General features: G+C 68.4%; 14 protein-coding genes. 7 read left to right on the plus strand and 7 right to left on the minus strand.

Going from position 1 to position 13,925, the window contains the following annotated elements; translation table 11 throughout:
* Positions 1-40 precede the first annotated feature (40 nt).
* A complete protein-coding gene (locus tag IU459_RS06915) occupies positions 41-607 on the plus strand; it encodes a TetR/AcrR family transcriptional regulator (RefSeq protein ID WP_067465980.1) in 567 nt (188 codons plus the stop codon).
* 81 nt (positions 608-688) lie between these two features.
* On the opposite strand, the gene IU459_RS06920 is transcribed toward IU459_RS06915, so the two are convergent.
* Complete coding sequence (locus tag IU459_RS06920) at positions 689-1,498, minus strand: hypothetical protein (RefSeq protein WP_195128641.1); 810 nt, start codon at positions 1,496-1,498, stop codon at positions 689-691.
* Positions 1,499-1,658: 160 nt separating this feature from the next.
* Positions 1,659-2,165, minus strand: a complete 507-nt coding sequence (locus IU459_RS06925; RefSeq protein WP_195128642.1) for a MarR family winged helix-turn-helix transcriptional regulator — start codon at positions 2,163-2,165, stop codon at positions 1,659-1,661.
* Positions 2,166-2,234: 69 nt separating this feature from the next.
* Here IU459_RS06925 and IU459_RS06930 point away from each other — a divergent pair, with 69 nt between their 5' ends.
* The 3 genes from IU459_RS06930 to IU459_RS06940 all read left to right on the plus strand — a co-directional run bounded on the left by IU459_RS06930 (position 2,235) and on the right by IU459_RS06940 (position 4,574).
* Complete coding sequence (locus IU459_RS06930) at positions 2,235-2,738, plus strand: cupin domain-containing protein (RefSeq protein ID WP_195128643.1); 504 nt, start codon at positions 2,235-2,237, stop codon at positions 2,736-2,738.
* A gap of 406 nt (positions 2,739-3,144) precedes the next feature.
* Complete coding sequence (locus IU459_RS06935; RefSeq protein WP_195128644.1) at positions 3,145-3,600, plus strand: hypothetical protein; 456 nt, start codon at positions 3,145-3,147, stop codon at positions 3,598-3,600.
* A gap of 44 nt (positions 3,601-3,644) precedes the next feature.
* Entirely contained in the window at positions 3,645-4,574 is a 930-nt protein-coding gene (locus tag IU459_RS06940) for a hypothetical protein (RefSeq protein WP_324198775.1), read from the plus strand.
* Here the strand turns inward: IU459_RS06940 and IU459_RS06945 are convergent.
* The 3 genes from IU459_RS06945 to IU459_RS06950 form a co-directional block, all read right to left on the minus strand.
* Complete coding sequence (locus tag IU459_RS06945; protein WP_195128646.1) at positions 4,568-5,140, minus strand: dihydrofolate reductase family protein; 573 nt, start codon at positions 5,138-5,140, stop codon at positions 4,568-4,570. The two genes, IU459_RS06940 and IU459_RS06945, sit on opposite strands and share 7 nt — an antisense overlap.
* Positions 5,141-5,221: 81 nt before the next feature.
* Positions 5,222-5,455: a helix-turn-helix domain-containing protein gene (locus IU459_RS38330; RefSeq protein WP_083889466.1), complete on the minus strand. Its 234-nt coding sequence runs from the start codon at positions 5,453-5,455 to the stop codon at positions 5,222-5,224.
* Positions 5,456-5,536: 81 nt separating this feature from the next.
* Entirely contained in the window at positions 5,537-7,168 is a 1,632-nt protein-coding gene (locus IU459_RS06950; protein WP_195128858.1) for an ABC-F family ATP-binding cassette domain-containing protein, read from the minus strand.
* A 169-nt stretch (positions 7,169-7,337) separates the two neighbouring features.
* On the opposite strand from IU459_RS06950, the gene IU459_RS06955 reads away from it, so the two are divergent.
* On the plus strand, positions 7,338-8,102 hold the full coding sequence (locus tag IU459_RS06955) for an SDR family oxidoreductase (RefSeq protein ID WP_195128647.1): 765 nt from the start codon (positions 7,338-7,340) through the stop codon (positions 8,100-8,102).
* Between the two features lie 42 nt (positions 8,103-8,144).
* On the opposite strand, the gene IU459_RS06960 is transcribed toward IU459_RS06955, so the two are convergent.
* Together IU459_RS06960 and IU459_RS06965 are read right to left on the minus strand one after the other, a co-directional pair.
* Positions 8,145-8,924: a hypothetical protein gene (locus tag IU459_RS06960; RefSeq protein WP_195128648.1), complete on the minus strand. Its 780-nt coding sequence runs from the start codon at positions 8,922-8,924 to the stop codon at positions 8,145-8,147.
* Between the two features lie 88 nt (positions 8,925-9,012).
* On the minus strand, positions 9,013-11,223 hold the full coding sequence (locus tag IU459_RS06965; protein ID WP_195128649.1) for an MMPL family transporter: 2,211 nt from the start codon (positions 11,221-11,223) through the stop codon (positions 9,013-9,015).
* A gap of 613 nt (positions 11,224-11,836) precedes the next feature.
* Here IU459_RS06965 and IU459_RS06970 point away from each other — a divergent pair.
* On the plus strand, positions 11,837-12,949 hold the full coding sequence (locus tag IU459_RS06970; protein WP_324198776.1) for a lycopene cyclase family protein: 1,113 nt from the start codon (positions 11,837-11,839) through the stop codon (positions 12,947-12,949).
* Positions 12,946-13,908 carry a non-homologous end joining protein Ku gene (ku, locus tag IU459_RS06975; protein ID WP_195128651.1) on the plus strand — a complete coding sequence of 321 codons (963 nt, stop codon included), beginning with the start codon at positions 12,946-12,948 and terminating at the stop codon, positions 13,906-13,908. Before IU459_RS06970 ends, ku begins: the two co-directional genes overlap by 4 nt.
* Positions 13,909-13,925 lie beyond the last annotated feature (17 nt).

Raw genomic sequence — 13,925 nt, forward strand, 5'->3', positions numbered from 1 at the left:
CCGCGCACCGCGCGATGCCCGCTTCCCTCGGAGGAGCCCGATGCCCAAGGTCAGTGACGATCACCTCGCCGCCCGGCGCAGCCAGATTCTCGACGGGGCACGCCGCTGCTTCGCCGAGTACGGCTACGACGGCGCCACCGTGCGCCGCCTGGAGGAGGAGATCGGGCTCTCCCGGGGCGCCATATTCCACCATTTCCGCGACAAGGACGCGCTGTTCCTCGCCCTCGCCCAAGAGGATGCCGAACGCATGGCCGACGTCGCGGCCAACCAGGGCATCGTGCAGGTGATGCGCGACATGCTCGCCCACCCCGAGCAGTTCAACTGGCTCGGAACACGTTTGGAGATCGCGCGGCGGTTGCGCACCGATCCCGAGTTCCGCGCAGGCTGGACCCAGCGTTCGGCCGAGCTCACCGCCGCCACCCTGGCCCGCCTGGAACGCCGCAAGGCCGCGGGCGCACTGCGCGACGATGTGCCCACCGACGTCCTGCTCGGCTACCTCGACCTCGTCCTGGACGGCTTGATCGCCCGGATCGCCTCCGGCCACACCAACGAAAACCTCTCCGCGGTGCTGGATCTAGTAGAAGCCTCCGTCCGTCGCAAGCACTGAAGCTTTCGCTACCCCGCCTCTCCGCGTCTTCAGGCCGTACTGGTCGAGACGGAAAGCGCCAGTGCCGGCGGCGTGAAGCCTTCAATACGTCGCGTTGATGTACTCCGCGGCGTGTGTGGTCCACAAGACCTTCGTGCCCGGCATCTTGTGTGTCGCGTAGAGCACGTGCTGACCGTGCGGCCAAGGCGTCAGGTAACCGATGACGCCGCGGACCGCCGCGCTGTAGCGGTCGAGGTTGCCGATCGGGTCGCGTTGCAGGATTTCGAGGAGTTCGGCGAAGATCAGCGGCGCGACGTTGCCGATCCGAGCGCCCTCCACGAAGGAGAACGGCGAGATGCCGACGCCGATGATGCGCAGCGGCGAATCCTTGGGGGCGGCGGTGATGATGTCGCCGGGGTTGGCGTACTCGCGGACCGCGACCGAGGCAGGCCACGCGCCGCGCTGCCCGTGCAGACCGAAGGTCGCTGCGGGGCAGAGGTTTCCGACCGACTCACCGGCCCGGCGCACCGGGTTTGCGATGTTCACCGCGAACGCGATCTCCAGCGGCGTGCCGTCGATGTTCTTGTACTTCCCCGACCGGACGCCCTCCAAGATCCTGCTGGCGCATATGCCACCGAGCGAATAACTCAGCAGCCCGCAGACGTTCGGCGAGTCCTGGATGGCTTTCACCCCCGCGGCTGTGCCGAGCCGCACCGAGGTGTCCAGCGACGGACCCCAGACATTCGGCGCGGGCCCCACCGGCACAGGCCCTACCGAAGCGGGCCACTCGGGCTCGAAGCAGCTGAATTTGTCGGTGTCGAGTAGTTTGGCGACTTCGTGCAGCATGCCCGCGGGCGTTCCGTCGGAGTTCCGCGGCTCCCCGGTGCCGCGGAGAGTGACGATGTCTATCATCGTGTCCTCCTTGCACAATCGCACCGAAACTTTCGGCACGCAATTCCACGGTAAACCCGAGTGGCACCGCAGGCGTGAGTATCGAGCTACCTCATCAGGCCACGAGTTTCCCCATGTAGAGCGCGATTCGGTGGATCGAAGGCCGTGTGAGCTACCGTGACTACTCCCCCGCCTCCATACTGCTCAGCAGAATTCGCGCGATCCGGTCCAGTTCCCGCCGCTGACCAGCGGTCAGCACGGACAGGATCCTGGTCTCGTTCGCGGTGTGTTCGGTGACCACGGCGTCGACGAGTTCGCGCCCGGCCGCCGTGAGGGCGACCAGGATCGCGCGACGGTCCTGTGCGTCCGCGACCCGCCGTACCAGCCCCGCGGCTTCCAGCCGATCCAGCCGTCCGGTCATCCCGGCCCGCGAGAGCATCAGCGTGTCGGCGAGCACCGACGGGTTCAGCTCGAAGGGTTCGCCCGCACGCCGCAGCGCGGCGAGTACATCGAACTCACCGCGTTGCAGGCCGTGTTTGCCGAACACTGCCTCGATCTCGCGCTGCGCCACCACCATCAGCCTGCCCAATCTGCCGATCACCGCCATGGCCTCGAGCTCGAGGTCCGGACGTTCGCGCCGCCACTGCGCCACGATCGCGTCGACAGCGTCCGCCTTCTGTTCGGTCATGGACGGATTCTATTCGGTGGTATATAGTTCGGTAGCGAACTATAAATCAGCGAACCAAATGGAGTTCCGATGAGCGCTACCGCCCCGCGCATCCGAGCCGCGATCCGCCAGCCGCAGGATGCGGAGACACTGCGGACGAAATCGGTCACCCTGCGGCTGCTGATAGACGCCGAGGAGGCGAGCGGCGCACTGAGCACACTCGAAGTGGCCATGGACCGCGGGGCCGACGGCGCGGCGCCGCATTACCACACACGTTCCGACGAGCTGTTCTATGTCGCCGAGGGGGAACTGCAGCTGCTGGCGGGCGACCGGATCGTCACGGTGGGCGCTGGCGGTTCGATCGTGGTACCCAAGTTCATGCCGCACGCGTTCGGCGCCGCGCCCGGCAGCACGGCGCGCATCTTGATCGCCCTCACACCGGGCGTGCAGCGCTTCGAGTACTTCCGTCTGCTGGAGCGCATAGCGGCAGGCGAATCGACCATGGCCGAGCTCGCGGCGGCCCAGGACGAATTCGACAACCACTTCGTCGACGCCCCGGCGTGGTGGGCCGAGCGCAACGGCAACCGGCGCTGAGGATCCTGCGAACGCGACTGAACTCGCAAATCCCGGCCCGCCCAGTCCGATTCGGGCAAGTTGAGCAAGACGCCCCGCACGCCGAGCCGAGGAAATACCATCCCATGCGGACGCGGTGGCCCGGGCCGCCCCGCGGAGGCCGCAGTGCACGAGAGTGCAGATGCACAGCCGCCAATATCGGGCTATGAACGCGGTCCCATCCGGCCTCTGGGATAGCTCGATGATTGCACCCTGACTATTTCCGGTCCACCGGAAATGTTTCGGTACTCGCCGGTTCCGGATCGGAATTCGGTTTGCCACCGGCCGGTAAATCTCCCGATCCGAACCGATCGAAGCACCTACCGCGATATGATCGCTCACACGCTCGGGGGTCGTGGCAAATGGTGAGCAGATCGGAGAAACGGCTATGACCGACGCAATCCGCCGTCCCGGAACGACGCCGCAGGGTGACCGCGTTCCGCCGCTCCAGGGTCTGCTGGTCGCGGAATCGGACCGCCAGATCAGCGTGCGCGTCGCCGAGGGCACGTGGACGTTCCGCCGGTCCGACGTTCTGCGCGTCGTCGATTCCGCTGTGCCGCACGCCGATCAAGACGGCCGCCCGGTGTCGGTGGACATTCGCGCTGGCGCCACCGCCGATTTCACCCGGCGTCTGCGGATCGACCTGGTCGACCGGCCGATGACCATCCCGGACGCGCCGTCGGAGGCATTCGGCGACGACCAGCTGCGCCGCCTCACCGAAATCTGGGCCGACCGGCTGCAACTCGTCCAGGGCCCGGGTGCGGGCGGCGCGACGTTCACCTACTGCCAGACCAAATCGCTCGACGGCAGCGACGACGGCATCAACTGCGACAGTCTCGACTGAACGGCACGCGCATGGCGGCACGCCGGAGGACCTCGGTCCTGATCGTGTCCGAATCCGATGACCTCCACGGCACCGCGATGGCGGCGACGTTACGAGAGCACCACGGACTCAGTCCGATCCAGCTCGATTTACGTGATTTCCCCCGCGAGTCCGGCAGCTTCCGCCTGGACCGGCTCGGCACGACTCGCTCGCTGTCGCACCTGATCGGCCTCGACGACGTCCGGTCGGTCTGGTGGCGGCGCCCGCACCCCACCCGGGTGCCCGCGGGTGTCCGCAGCTCGGACAACGACTTCCGCCAAGCCGAATGCGATGGCTTCATCCAGGGATTGCTCTGGTCCATCCCGGCCTACTGGGTCAACGACCCTGGCGCCGACCGCACCGCGGGACGCAAGATCGTGCAGCTGGAAACGGCGCTGCGGGCCGGGTTCGCGGTACCGGAGACGCTGATCACCAATGACCCCGACGAGGCGCGCAGTTTCGTCGAATCCCGGCCCGGTCCCGTCGTTTACAAACGCACCGGCACCAGCCGCGGCGAGTTCGCCGAGACCAGGATCATCTCCCGCGACGACTTCGGCAGGCTCGCCGCGATCCGTTCGGCGCCGACCACGTTCCAGGACTACATCGACGCCACCTGCGACCTGCGCGTCGTGTGGGTGGACGGGATCGAATGGACCGTGCGCATCGACTCGCAAGCCGGGGTCGGCAAGGTCGACTCGCGCCTGGACACCTCGGTCGACTTCACGCCCGACCACTTGCCCGCCGCGGTGAGCAAGTCGCTGGCCACCCTGATGGGTGCGCTCGGACTGTCCTTCGGTGTGCTCGACATCCGGCTCGGCCGCGATGGCGAGTACTACTTTCTCGAGGTCAATCCGCAGGGCCAGTTCGCCTACCTGGAGATCAAGACCGGACTGCCCATCTTCCGCAGCCTGGCCAACCTCTTGGTGGACGGCGACGGCATGGTGGCCGGTTACTGAGTGCGGCGATAGACCTGCCGCACCACGCCGGACGCCGGGAACGCGACGACGTCCACCAGCCGCAGCCGCCGTGGCGTCACCTCCTCGAACAGCTGCTGACCCGTGCCGAGCAGCACCGGAAACACCAGCAGCCGAAGCTCGTCCACCGCGTCGAGGCGGAGGAATTCCTGCGCGGTGCGCGCGCCCGCGAACACCACCACCGGCTTGCCGGAGCTGTTCTTCAGTTCCGCGATCTCGGCGCGCAGGTCCGCGCCGATCCTGCGGGCGGGCTGCCACGGCAGCTCCAGGTCCGGCCGGTGCGACAGCACCAGTTTGGGCAGCGCGTTGACCAGTGGAGCCAGCCGCGCGTCCCCGGGAGTCGCCGGATTCCGTTGCGCGTCCGGCCAATACCCGGCGAGCAGCTGGTAGGACGTGCGCCCGAAGATTTGCGCGTCGACGCCGCTGAGCAGCTCGGCGAGATAGTTGTCCAGTTCGGGATCGTCGACCTCGATCCAGTCGAGCGCTCCGTCCGGCCCGGCCGCGTAGCCGTCCAGCGTCACCATGATCTGCAGCAGCAACTCCCGCACCGCGAGGTCCTTCCGTCGACACCGTCGCTTTCAACAGTGCCGACGATCCCCGCGGCGCGAATTCATCGCGGCATCGGGACGCTACTGGCCCTTCCGGCGATTGGCCCCACCCCGGCTGCGGAGCTGCACATGCGACTCCACTAGCACGTTGTGAATGAAGCCATAGGAACGGCCGGTGGACCGCGCCAGTGACCGGATGCTCGCACCCGCCTCGTATTGCTTCTTCAGCTGGGTTTGTAGGCGGTCGCGCGACTTCCCGGTGACGCGTGTGCCCTTACCCAATGTGGCCTTACTCTGTGTGGGCCTGTCGCTCATGGCTTCCTCCGAGTCGCCGAGCAGCGTCTTTCCAGGCTAAGCACTCAGCAGGCCGTGATCAACGGGTTCCTGTGATGAAACTCACGCAAGCTGAATAAGTTCCAGGTATTCCGCCGACCAATGGTCTTCCGTCCCGTCCGGGAGGAGGATCACGCGTTCCGGAGACAACGCCTCCGCTGCGCCGGGGTCGTGGGTCACCAGCACCACCGCGCCCGCGTAGGTGCGCAGCGCGTCGAGCACCTGCTCGCGCGACACCGGATCGAGGTTGTTCGTCGGCTCGTCCAGCAGCAGCACGTTCGCCGCCGAGGAGACCAGACCGGCCAGCGCCAGACGGGTCTTCTCACCACCTGAGAGGGTGCCTGCTGGCTGGTCGAGCTGCGGCCCGGAGAACATGAACGCGCCGAGCAGGCCGCGCAGATCCTGCTCACCCGCATCCGGCGCGGCATGGCGGATGTTCTCCCAGACGGTGGCGTCGTCGTCCAGGGTGTCGTGCTCCTGCGCGAAGTACCCGATCTTCAGGCCGTGGCCGGGCACCAGGCCGCCCGCGGTCGGCTGCTCGACCCCGGCGAGCAGGCGCAGCAGCGTGGTCTTGCCCGCGCCGTTGAGCCCGAGCACCACGACCCGGCTGCCGCGATCGATCGCGAGATCGACGCCGGTGAAGATCTCCAGCGAACCGTAGACCTTGGTCAGGTTCTCGGCCATCAGCGGCGTCTTCCCACAGGCCGCGGGCTCGGGGAACTTGATCCTGGCGACCTTGTCGGCGACGCGTACGTCGTCGAGTTCGGCCAGCAGGCGATCGGCCCGTTTGGCCATGTTCTGCGCCGCAGTCGCTTTCGTGGCCTTCGCCCCCAGTTTGGCGGCTTGGGCGCGCAGCGCGCTCGCCTTCTTCTCGGCGTTCGCGCGTTCGCGGCGCCTGCGCTGCTCGTCGGTGGCGCGCGCGTCCAGATACTTCTTCCACCCCATGTTGTAGACGTCGGCTTCGCCGCGCACCGCGTCCAGGAACCACACCTTGTTCACCACGTCGGCGAGCAGTTCCACATCGTGGCTGATCACGATCAGGCCGCCGTCGTGGTTCTGCAGGAAACCGCGCAGCCAGGTGATCGAGTCGGCGTCGAGATGGTTGGTCGGCTCGTCCAGCAGCAGAATGGTGTCCGAGCGGCCGCCGCTGCCGTCGGAGGCGGCGAACAGGATGCGCGCCAATTCGATTCGGCGCCGCTGGCCGCCGGAGAGAGTGCGCAACTGCTGGCCGAGCACCCGGTCGGGCAATCCGAGGCTGTGGCAGATGCGCGCCGCTTCGCTCTCGGCGACGTAACCGCCGAGCGCGGAGAACCGTTCCTCGAGCCTGCCGTACTTGCGTACCGCCTTCTCGCGCTCCTTGTCGTCGGCCACCTCGGCCATCAAGGCCTGCTGTTTCTCCATCTCGCGGATCAGCGTGTCCAGCCCGCGCGCGGACAGCACCCGGTCGCGGGCAAGCACGTCGAGGTTGCCTTCGCGCGGATCCTGCGGCAGGTAGCCGATGTCGCTGGAACGCAGGATCTTTCCCGCGTACGGCTCGCCCTCGCCCGCCAGGATGCGCAGCGTGGTCGTTTTGCCCGCGCCGTTACGTCCGACCAGCCCGATCCGGTCGCCCGCCTGCACGCGCAGCGCCGGCCCGGGGGCCGACAGCAGGGTGCGGACTCCGGCCCGGACTTCCAGGTCGGTCGCGGTGATCACAAACTTCTCCTCGCGGATCGTGGTGCTGGACGCGTGCGCTCGATTGTTCGACCCGACGCGCACAAGAACCACCGATTTTAACCGGCACGAACGGACCTTCCGCAGCCCAGCGCCCCGCATGTGACGGCGGTAACGGCACGCGCGGACAACTGCGCTACCGTGCGATGCCATGAGTACCGATCTATTGGGCAAGAGCGCTCTGGTCACGGGGGCCAGCCGGGGCATCGGCAAGGCGGTCGCGGCGGAGTTGCTCGGCCGCGGCGCGAACGTGCTGATCACCGCGCGGAAGAAGGATCCGCTGGACGAGGCGGCCGCCGAGCTGCGCGAGTTGGGCCACCAGGGACAGGTCGTCGCGCTGGCCGGCAACTCCGGCGTCGCCGAGGATCGGGCGGCCGCGGTCGAGCGCGTGGTCACGGAGTTCGGTTCGCTGGACATCCTGATCAACAACACCGGCATCAACCCGGTGTTCGGGTCTCTGATGGACGCGGACCTGGACGCGGTGCGCAAGATCTTCGACGTCAACGTGGTCGCGGCGCTCGGCTACATCCAGGAGGCCTACAAGGCGTGGATGCGCGACCACGGGGGCGCCGTGGTGAACGTGGCCAGCGTGGCCGGTATCCGCTCGACCGGCGTGATCGCCGCGTACGGCGCGTCCAAGGCCGCGCTCATCCGCCTGACCGACGAACTGGCCTGGCAGCTGGGACCGAAGATCCGGGTTAACGCCGTCGCGCCGGGCGTGATCAAGACCAAGTTCGCCGACGCGCTGTACTCGGCCGACGAGGAACGCGCCGCGAGCGTGTACCCGATGAAACGGCTGGGCAGCCCGGAGGACGTGGCACGCCTGATCGGCTTCCTGGTGTCCGACGAGGCCGCATGGATCACCGGCGAGACCGTGCGCGTGGACGGCGGGCTGCTGTCGACCGGCGGGCTCTGACCTTTCCACGGAGCTCCCGGCACCGCCGCGGGGCCCGCCGCGCTACCGGAATGCGAGTGCGCCGAGCATGTCGGCGTGCCGGTAGCGCAGATACTTCTCCACCGTCTCGGGGGCGACCGCGTCGGTGGCGGTCGCTATGGTCACCACGACGAACTCCTTCTGGCTGCCGTCCTTCCACTTGCCGGTCGCGTAACCGGAGATGTACGAGCCCGGCCGCAGGCTCAGGTCCGCGTCGCTGAATCGATCCTTCGCCGCGGCGGCCCGGCTCTCATCGGTCATGCCGAGGATGAACTGGGTGAGCATCAGCGCGCCGCCCTCGGTGCGGAACACCAGTTCCGCCGCGTAGGTGCAGCCGAGACCGGCGAGCTTGCCCGCTTTGTCGATGTCGCCGCAATCGGGGTGGTCACGGCCGTCGACCCAGTCGGCGTGCAACTCGACGCGGTCGAACCGGAAGTCCCAGTTCCCGGCGTACTCGGAGTGGCTCAGCCTGCCGGACGACGGGCCGCTGGTTCGGGTGCTGGTGGCCGTGGTGGCACGGGTGGCCGAGTCGGCGGACGTGGCGACGGCTTGCGCGGCGCCACGCTCGCGCGGGACCACCGCCACAGCGATGCCGACCGCGACCAGGACGGCGACGATGCCGACGACCAGCCCGGCTATCCGGCCGGTACCGGATTTCGGGGGCGGCGGCAAGGGCGGCGCTTCCCACGCCGACAGCGGGTACTCGCTGGGTGGGGATGATTGCCCCCACCCATACTCCACACCGTCGGATTTCGAGTAATCGCCTGGCCCGCCGTCGAACCCCGGGCCCGAGGGATACGTCATCGCGGTCGCCTTCCCGCATCCCCGAGCGGCCGTCCCACCCCGTGCGGGCTCCCCCGGTCTGCCCGACCGACCCTACCCGATACGCGGATCAGAGCCGGGCGGGCTGACGCCAATCCTGGGAGCCGGCAACCGGGGCCGCGGCCGGTCCCTCCTCGATGCCGAAACGGCGATGCAGCTTGCGCAGTGGCCCGGGTGCGTACCAGTTCCAGTCGCCGAGCAACTCCATCGCCGCGGGCAGCAGGAATCCGCGCACCAGGGTCGCGTCAACCAGGACCGCCAGCGGAAGGCCGATCCCGAAGGCCTTCATGAACGTGATGTCCGACGCGAGGAAGCCGAGGAACACCAGCGAGATCAACACCGCCGCCGCCGTGACGATCCGTCCGATCCGCTCCAGCCCGGAGGTCACCGCCAGCGCGTTGGATCTGGTCCGCTGGTACTCCTCGCGGATGCGGGCCAGCAGGAACACCTGGTAGTCCATAGCCAGGCCGAACGCGACGCCGAACAGCATGACCGGAACCGTCGGCGGCAGGTCGCCGGTGACGGTGAACCCGAGCAAGCCGGACAGATGCCCGTCCTGGAAGATCCAGACCAGCGCCCCGAAGGTCGCGGTCAGGCTCAGCACGCTGAGCACCACCGCCAGCAGGGGCAGCACGACGCTTCCGGTGAGCAGGAACAGCACCGCCACCATGATCAGCACCACGAACACCAGCGCGGACGGCAGCGCGTAGACCACCGCGTCGATCGCGTCCGCGTTCGCCGCGGCCACGCCGCCGACCAGCACCGGCGACGCGGCGGGTGTCGCGCGCACGGTACTGGCGATCCGGTCCAGCGCACCGGGATCAGTGGTGTCCGGAATCACCGTGAGATAGGCGGCGTTCGGCGCGCGGAAGCGGTCGTTGGCCGGGGTGGGCGGGGCGAGCAGACCGCCGTGGCTGTAGCTGCCGGTGGCGGTGTCGACCCGGCGGACGTTCTCGATCTCCGACAGTTCCCTGGCGTAGGCGTCCAATCCCGCCGCGTTGTAGGCGGTCTCGGGCAGCACCGCGAACAGGCCGTTCTGCTCGGTGGCGGAGAAGTCGCGCTGGATGGTCTCGGTGACCTGGCGGTTGTTCATCGACTCCGGCAGCGAGCGTTCGTCCGGGAAGCCGAGTTTCACGCCGAGGAAAGGCGCGCCCAGTACCAGCAGCAAGGCGGTCACCGCGAGCCCGATGGGTATCGGCCGCATCATCACGAACCGGGCCAGCCGATGCCAGGCGCCCTCGCCCGGCGCAGGCCGGGCGGCGCGCAGGAACCACCACAGCTGACCGTTGTCGATCTTGGTGCCGAGCAGGAACAGGATCGCGGGCAGCACGGTCAGCGAGACCACCGCGGCGATCACCGCCACGGCCAGGCCCGCGTACCCCATCGACCGCACGGCCAGCAGCGGGAAGAACAACAGGCCCGACAGCGCCACCGCGACGGTCACGGCCGAGAATGCGACGGTGCGACCGGCCGAGCGCATGGTCGCCACCACCGCGGCCGCGGGCTGCTTTCCGGCGACCAGCTCGTCGCGATAGCGGCTGATGATCAACAGGCTGTAGTCGATGGCGAGGCCGAGACCGAGCAGGGTGGCGACGTTGGTCGCGGTCGCCGCGAGATCGGTGACGCTCGCGATCAGCCACAGCGCGCCCATCGTGATCATCACCGTGATCATGGCAATGACCAGCGGCAGGCTGGCCGCGACCAAGCCGCCGAAGACCAGCAGCAGCGCGACCAGCGTGATCGGGAAGGCGATCGATTCGCCGAGCACGACGTCTTTCTCGCTCTGTTTCACCGTCTCGTGCAGCAGCATCGCGTACCCGCCGACCCGCACCTCCAGCGGACCGTGCGTGCCGCCGAACCGCTCGGCGAGATCGCCGACTCGTTTGTCGACCTCGGACTCCTCGCCGAGGATGCTGGCCACGATCAGGCCTTTGGCGCCGTCGGTGCTGCGCAGCGCGGGCGACTTCTCGGTCCAGTAGGAGGCGACGCCCGCGACACCGGACTCCGACTTCAGCTCGGCGACCAGCTCGGTCGCCGCGGTGACCGCGGCGGCGTCGTCCACCGACCCGGGAGTCTGCACCAGCAGCACGAGATTCGGAGTGGCCTGGCCGAAGGTGTCCCGCAGCACCGCGGCCGCGCGGCTGGATTCGCTGTCGGGATCGGTGTACCCGCCGCCCTGCACTTTGTCGAACAGCGTCGCGCTCAGCGTGCCCATCGCCAGCGCGAGCACGGCGAACACCGCCAGGATCCATCGGCTGCGCCGCCTGGTCAGTTCGAACACTGCCTATACCCCTAACTCGTTCCGGCCGGGCCGCTTTCGTCCTCGGACTGCCACGGTGTCGCCGGTTGTGCTGCCTGCCCGGTACGCCATCGCGGCGCACCGGCACGCCGGTCATTCGCCGCCGAACCTCGACACCGGGGCCGGATGCGTGCGCCAGCGCCCCGGAATCCTAACAACGCGGGCGAAACTCTGGTGGGCGAGAACACATTCCGTGCGCGACCAGCGCTCGGGCCTGGCCCTGTGCGCCTGGCGGCCGAGATCCTGCGCCGCCGCGCGCAGGGACGGTTGCCCTGACACCGCCGCTTTTCTGACGTACACATCGACTGTCCGCGAAGCGCGTGGTACCGCCCCCAGGAGCAGAGTTCGCTGCGCCGTTGTTCCGAACATCTCGACAGCAGCTGCGCCGTGGCCTCGGGTAACCGGCCCCGGGCCGTGTCCGTACCGCGGTATTCGCGAAGAGTTCATCTGGAATGCGCCCGGCTTCGGCATGGCGGCATGGGCCGACGGCGATGTCGCCGTCGAGGCGAGCCGGGCTACTAGGCTCCGACCAATCGAGGACCGAACGAACGAAAGGCACAGACGATGCACGCAGGCGCACCCCCGCGGACGTAGCGTGACGCCGGATCTGATCGTCTGTGGTCTGGGCCCGGCCGGACGGGCCCTTGCGCACCGCGCTACGGCGCGCGGGCTCACGGTCATCGCTCTGGACCCCGCGCCGGAACGCAGGTGGACGGCCACGTATGCGGCATGGGCCGATGAACTGCCGCATTGGCTGGCGCCGGAGGCGATTGCCGCGACAGTGGCCCGGCCGATGGCATGGGGAACTCGGGCGCATCAGCTCGACCGCAGCTACGTAGTGCTGGACACCGCGCGTTTGCAGACGTCGTTGTCCTTGTCCGGCGCACGGATCATCGCCGACCGCGCGGTCGAGATCTCTCCCGAGCGGGTGACTCTCGCCTCGGGCCGGTCACTCGCGGCGGCCAGAGTCGTGGACGCCCGCGGCCTCACCCGTTCCGCCGCGCGGGCCGAGCAGACCGCCTATGGCGTGATCGTGGACGCCGAGCGCTGCGCGGGCCTCGACCCGCTGTTCATGGACTGGCGCGCCGATAACGGCGCGGCGGCAGGCGAGATGCGCTCGTTCCTCTACGCCGTCCCGCTGGACGACGAGCGGATGCTGCTGGAGGAGACCTGCCTGGCCGGTCGTCCCGCCCTCGCGGGTTCGCGGCTGCGCATGCGCCTGCACCACCGGCTGGGTGCCAGGGGCATCCCGCTCACTGGTGCGGAACCCGTCGAGCATGTCCGATTCCCTGTGCAGGGCGGGCGTCCGGGCCCGCACACGTTCGGCGCGGCGGGAGGGTTCCTGCATCCGGCGACCGGATACAGCGTCGCCGCCGCGCTGGCCGCGGCCGATGCCATGGCGGCCGGTCAGGACGTATGGCCGGCGGCCGCGCGGGTCGTCCACCATCTTCGCGGAGCGGGACTGCGGGCGTTGCTGGCCATGCCCCCCGCTGATCTCCCGGTGTTCTTCGACACGTTCTTCGAGCTGCCCCCGGCGGCGCAACGCGCGTATCTATCCGGCCGCACCGACTTGACGGGCACGGTCAATGCGATGCGCACCCTCTTCGCGGCGTTGCCGTGGCGGCTGCGTCGGCGTGTCGCGGCCGCGACACTCGGGATTCCGGTTCCGTCGCGCGGTCGCCCGGGTTCGGCCATGATGGAGGCATGAGATCGATCTGGAAAGGCTCGATCGCATTCGGGCTGGTGAACGTCCCGGTGAAGGTGTACACCGCCACCGAGGACCACGACATCCGGTTCCATCAGGTCCATGCCAAGGATGGAGGCCGGATCAAATACGACCGCGTATGCACCGTGTGCGGTCAGTCCATCCCGTTCACCGATATCGATAAGGCCTATGAGTCTCCGGATGGAGACAAGGTCGTGCTGACCGACGAGGACTTCGCGAAACTGCCCGTGGCGGAGAAGCACGAGATCCCGGTGCTGCAGTTCGTGCCGTCCGACCAGATCGACCCGATCCTGTTCGACAAGAGCTACTACCTGGAACCGGATTCCAGCACACCCAAGGCGTATGTGCTGCTCGCGACGACACTCGAGGAGATCGAGCGCACCGCGCTGGTGTACTTCACGCTGCGCCAGAAGACCAGGCTCGCCGCACTGCGCGTGCGCGACGGCGTGCTGGTGCTGCAGACCCTGCTGTGGCCGGACGAGGTGCGCTCGGTGGACTTCGAATCGCTCGACGGTGTCGCGGAACCGAAGCAGCAAGAGATCAAGATGGCCGAGACGCTGGTCGAGACCATGTCCGACGACTTCGATCCGGACCAGTTCACCGACGAATACCAGATCGAGCTCAAACGCCTGCTGGACGAGGCGATCGCCAGCGGCACCGGGAAGGTGCCCGAGCAGCCGGAGATGGTGCCGACCGGGATGGACGCCGAGGTGGTCGACCTGGTGGCCGCGCTGCAGCGCAGCCTGGAGGCCAGCGGACGCCGGACGGCCGGCGGCGACGGTGCGGCGAAGACCGAACCGAAGAAGGCGGCGAAGAAGACGGCGGCCAAGAGTTCCGGGGCAAAGAGCGCCGCCTCGAAGAGCGGGGCGTCGAAGAGCACAGCGAAGAAGGCGCCCGCGAAGAAGACCGCCAAGAAGACCGCCGCCCGCAAAGGCGCCTGATCTTCGCCGGTTGCGTT

Source organism: Nocardia amamiensis, from assembly GCF_015477605.1.
In the GTDB taxonomy this organism is placed as follows: Bacteria; Actinomycetota; Actinomycetes; order Mycobacteriales; family Mycobacteriaceae; genus Nocardia; species Nocardia amamiensis_A.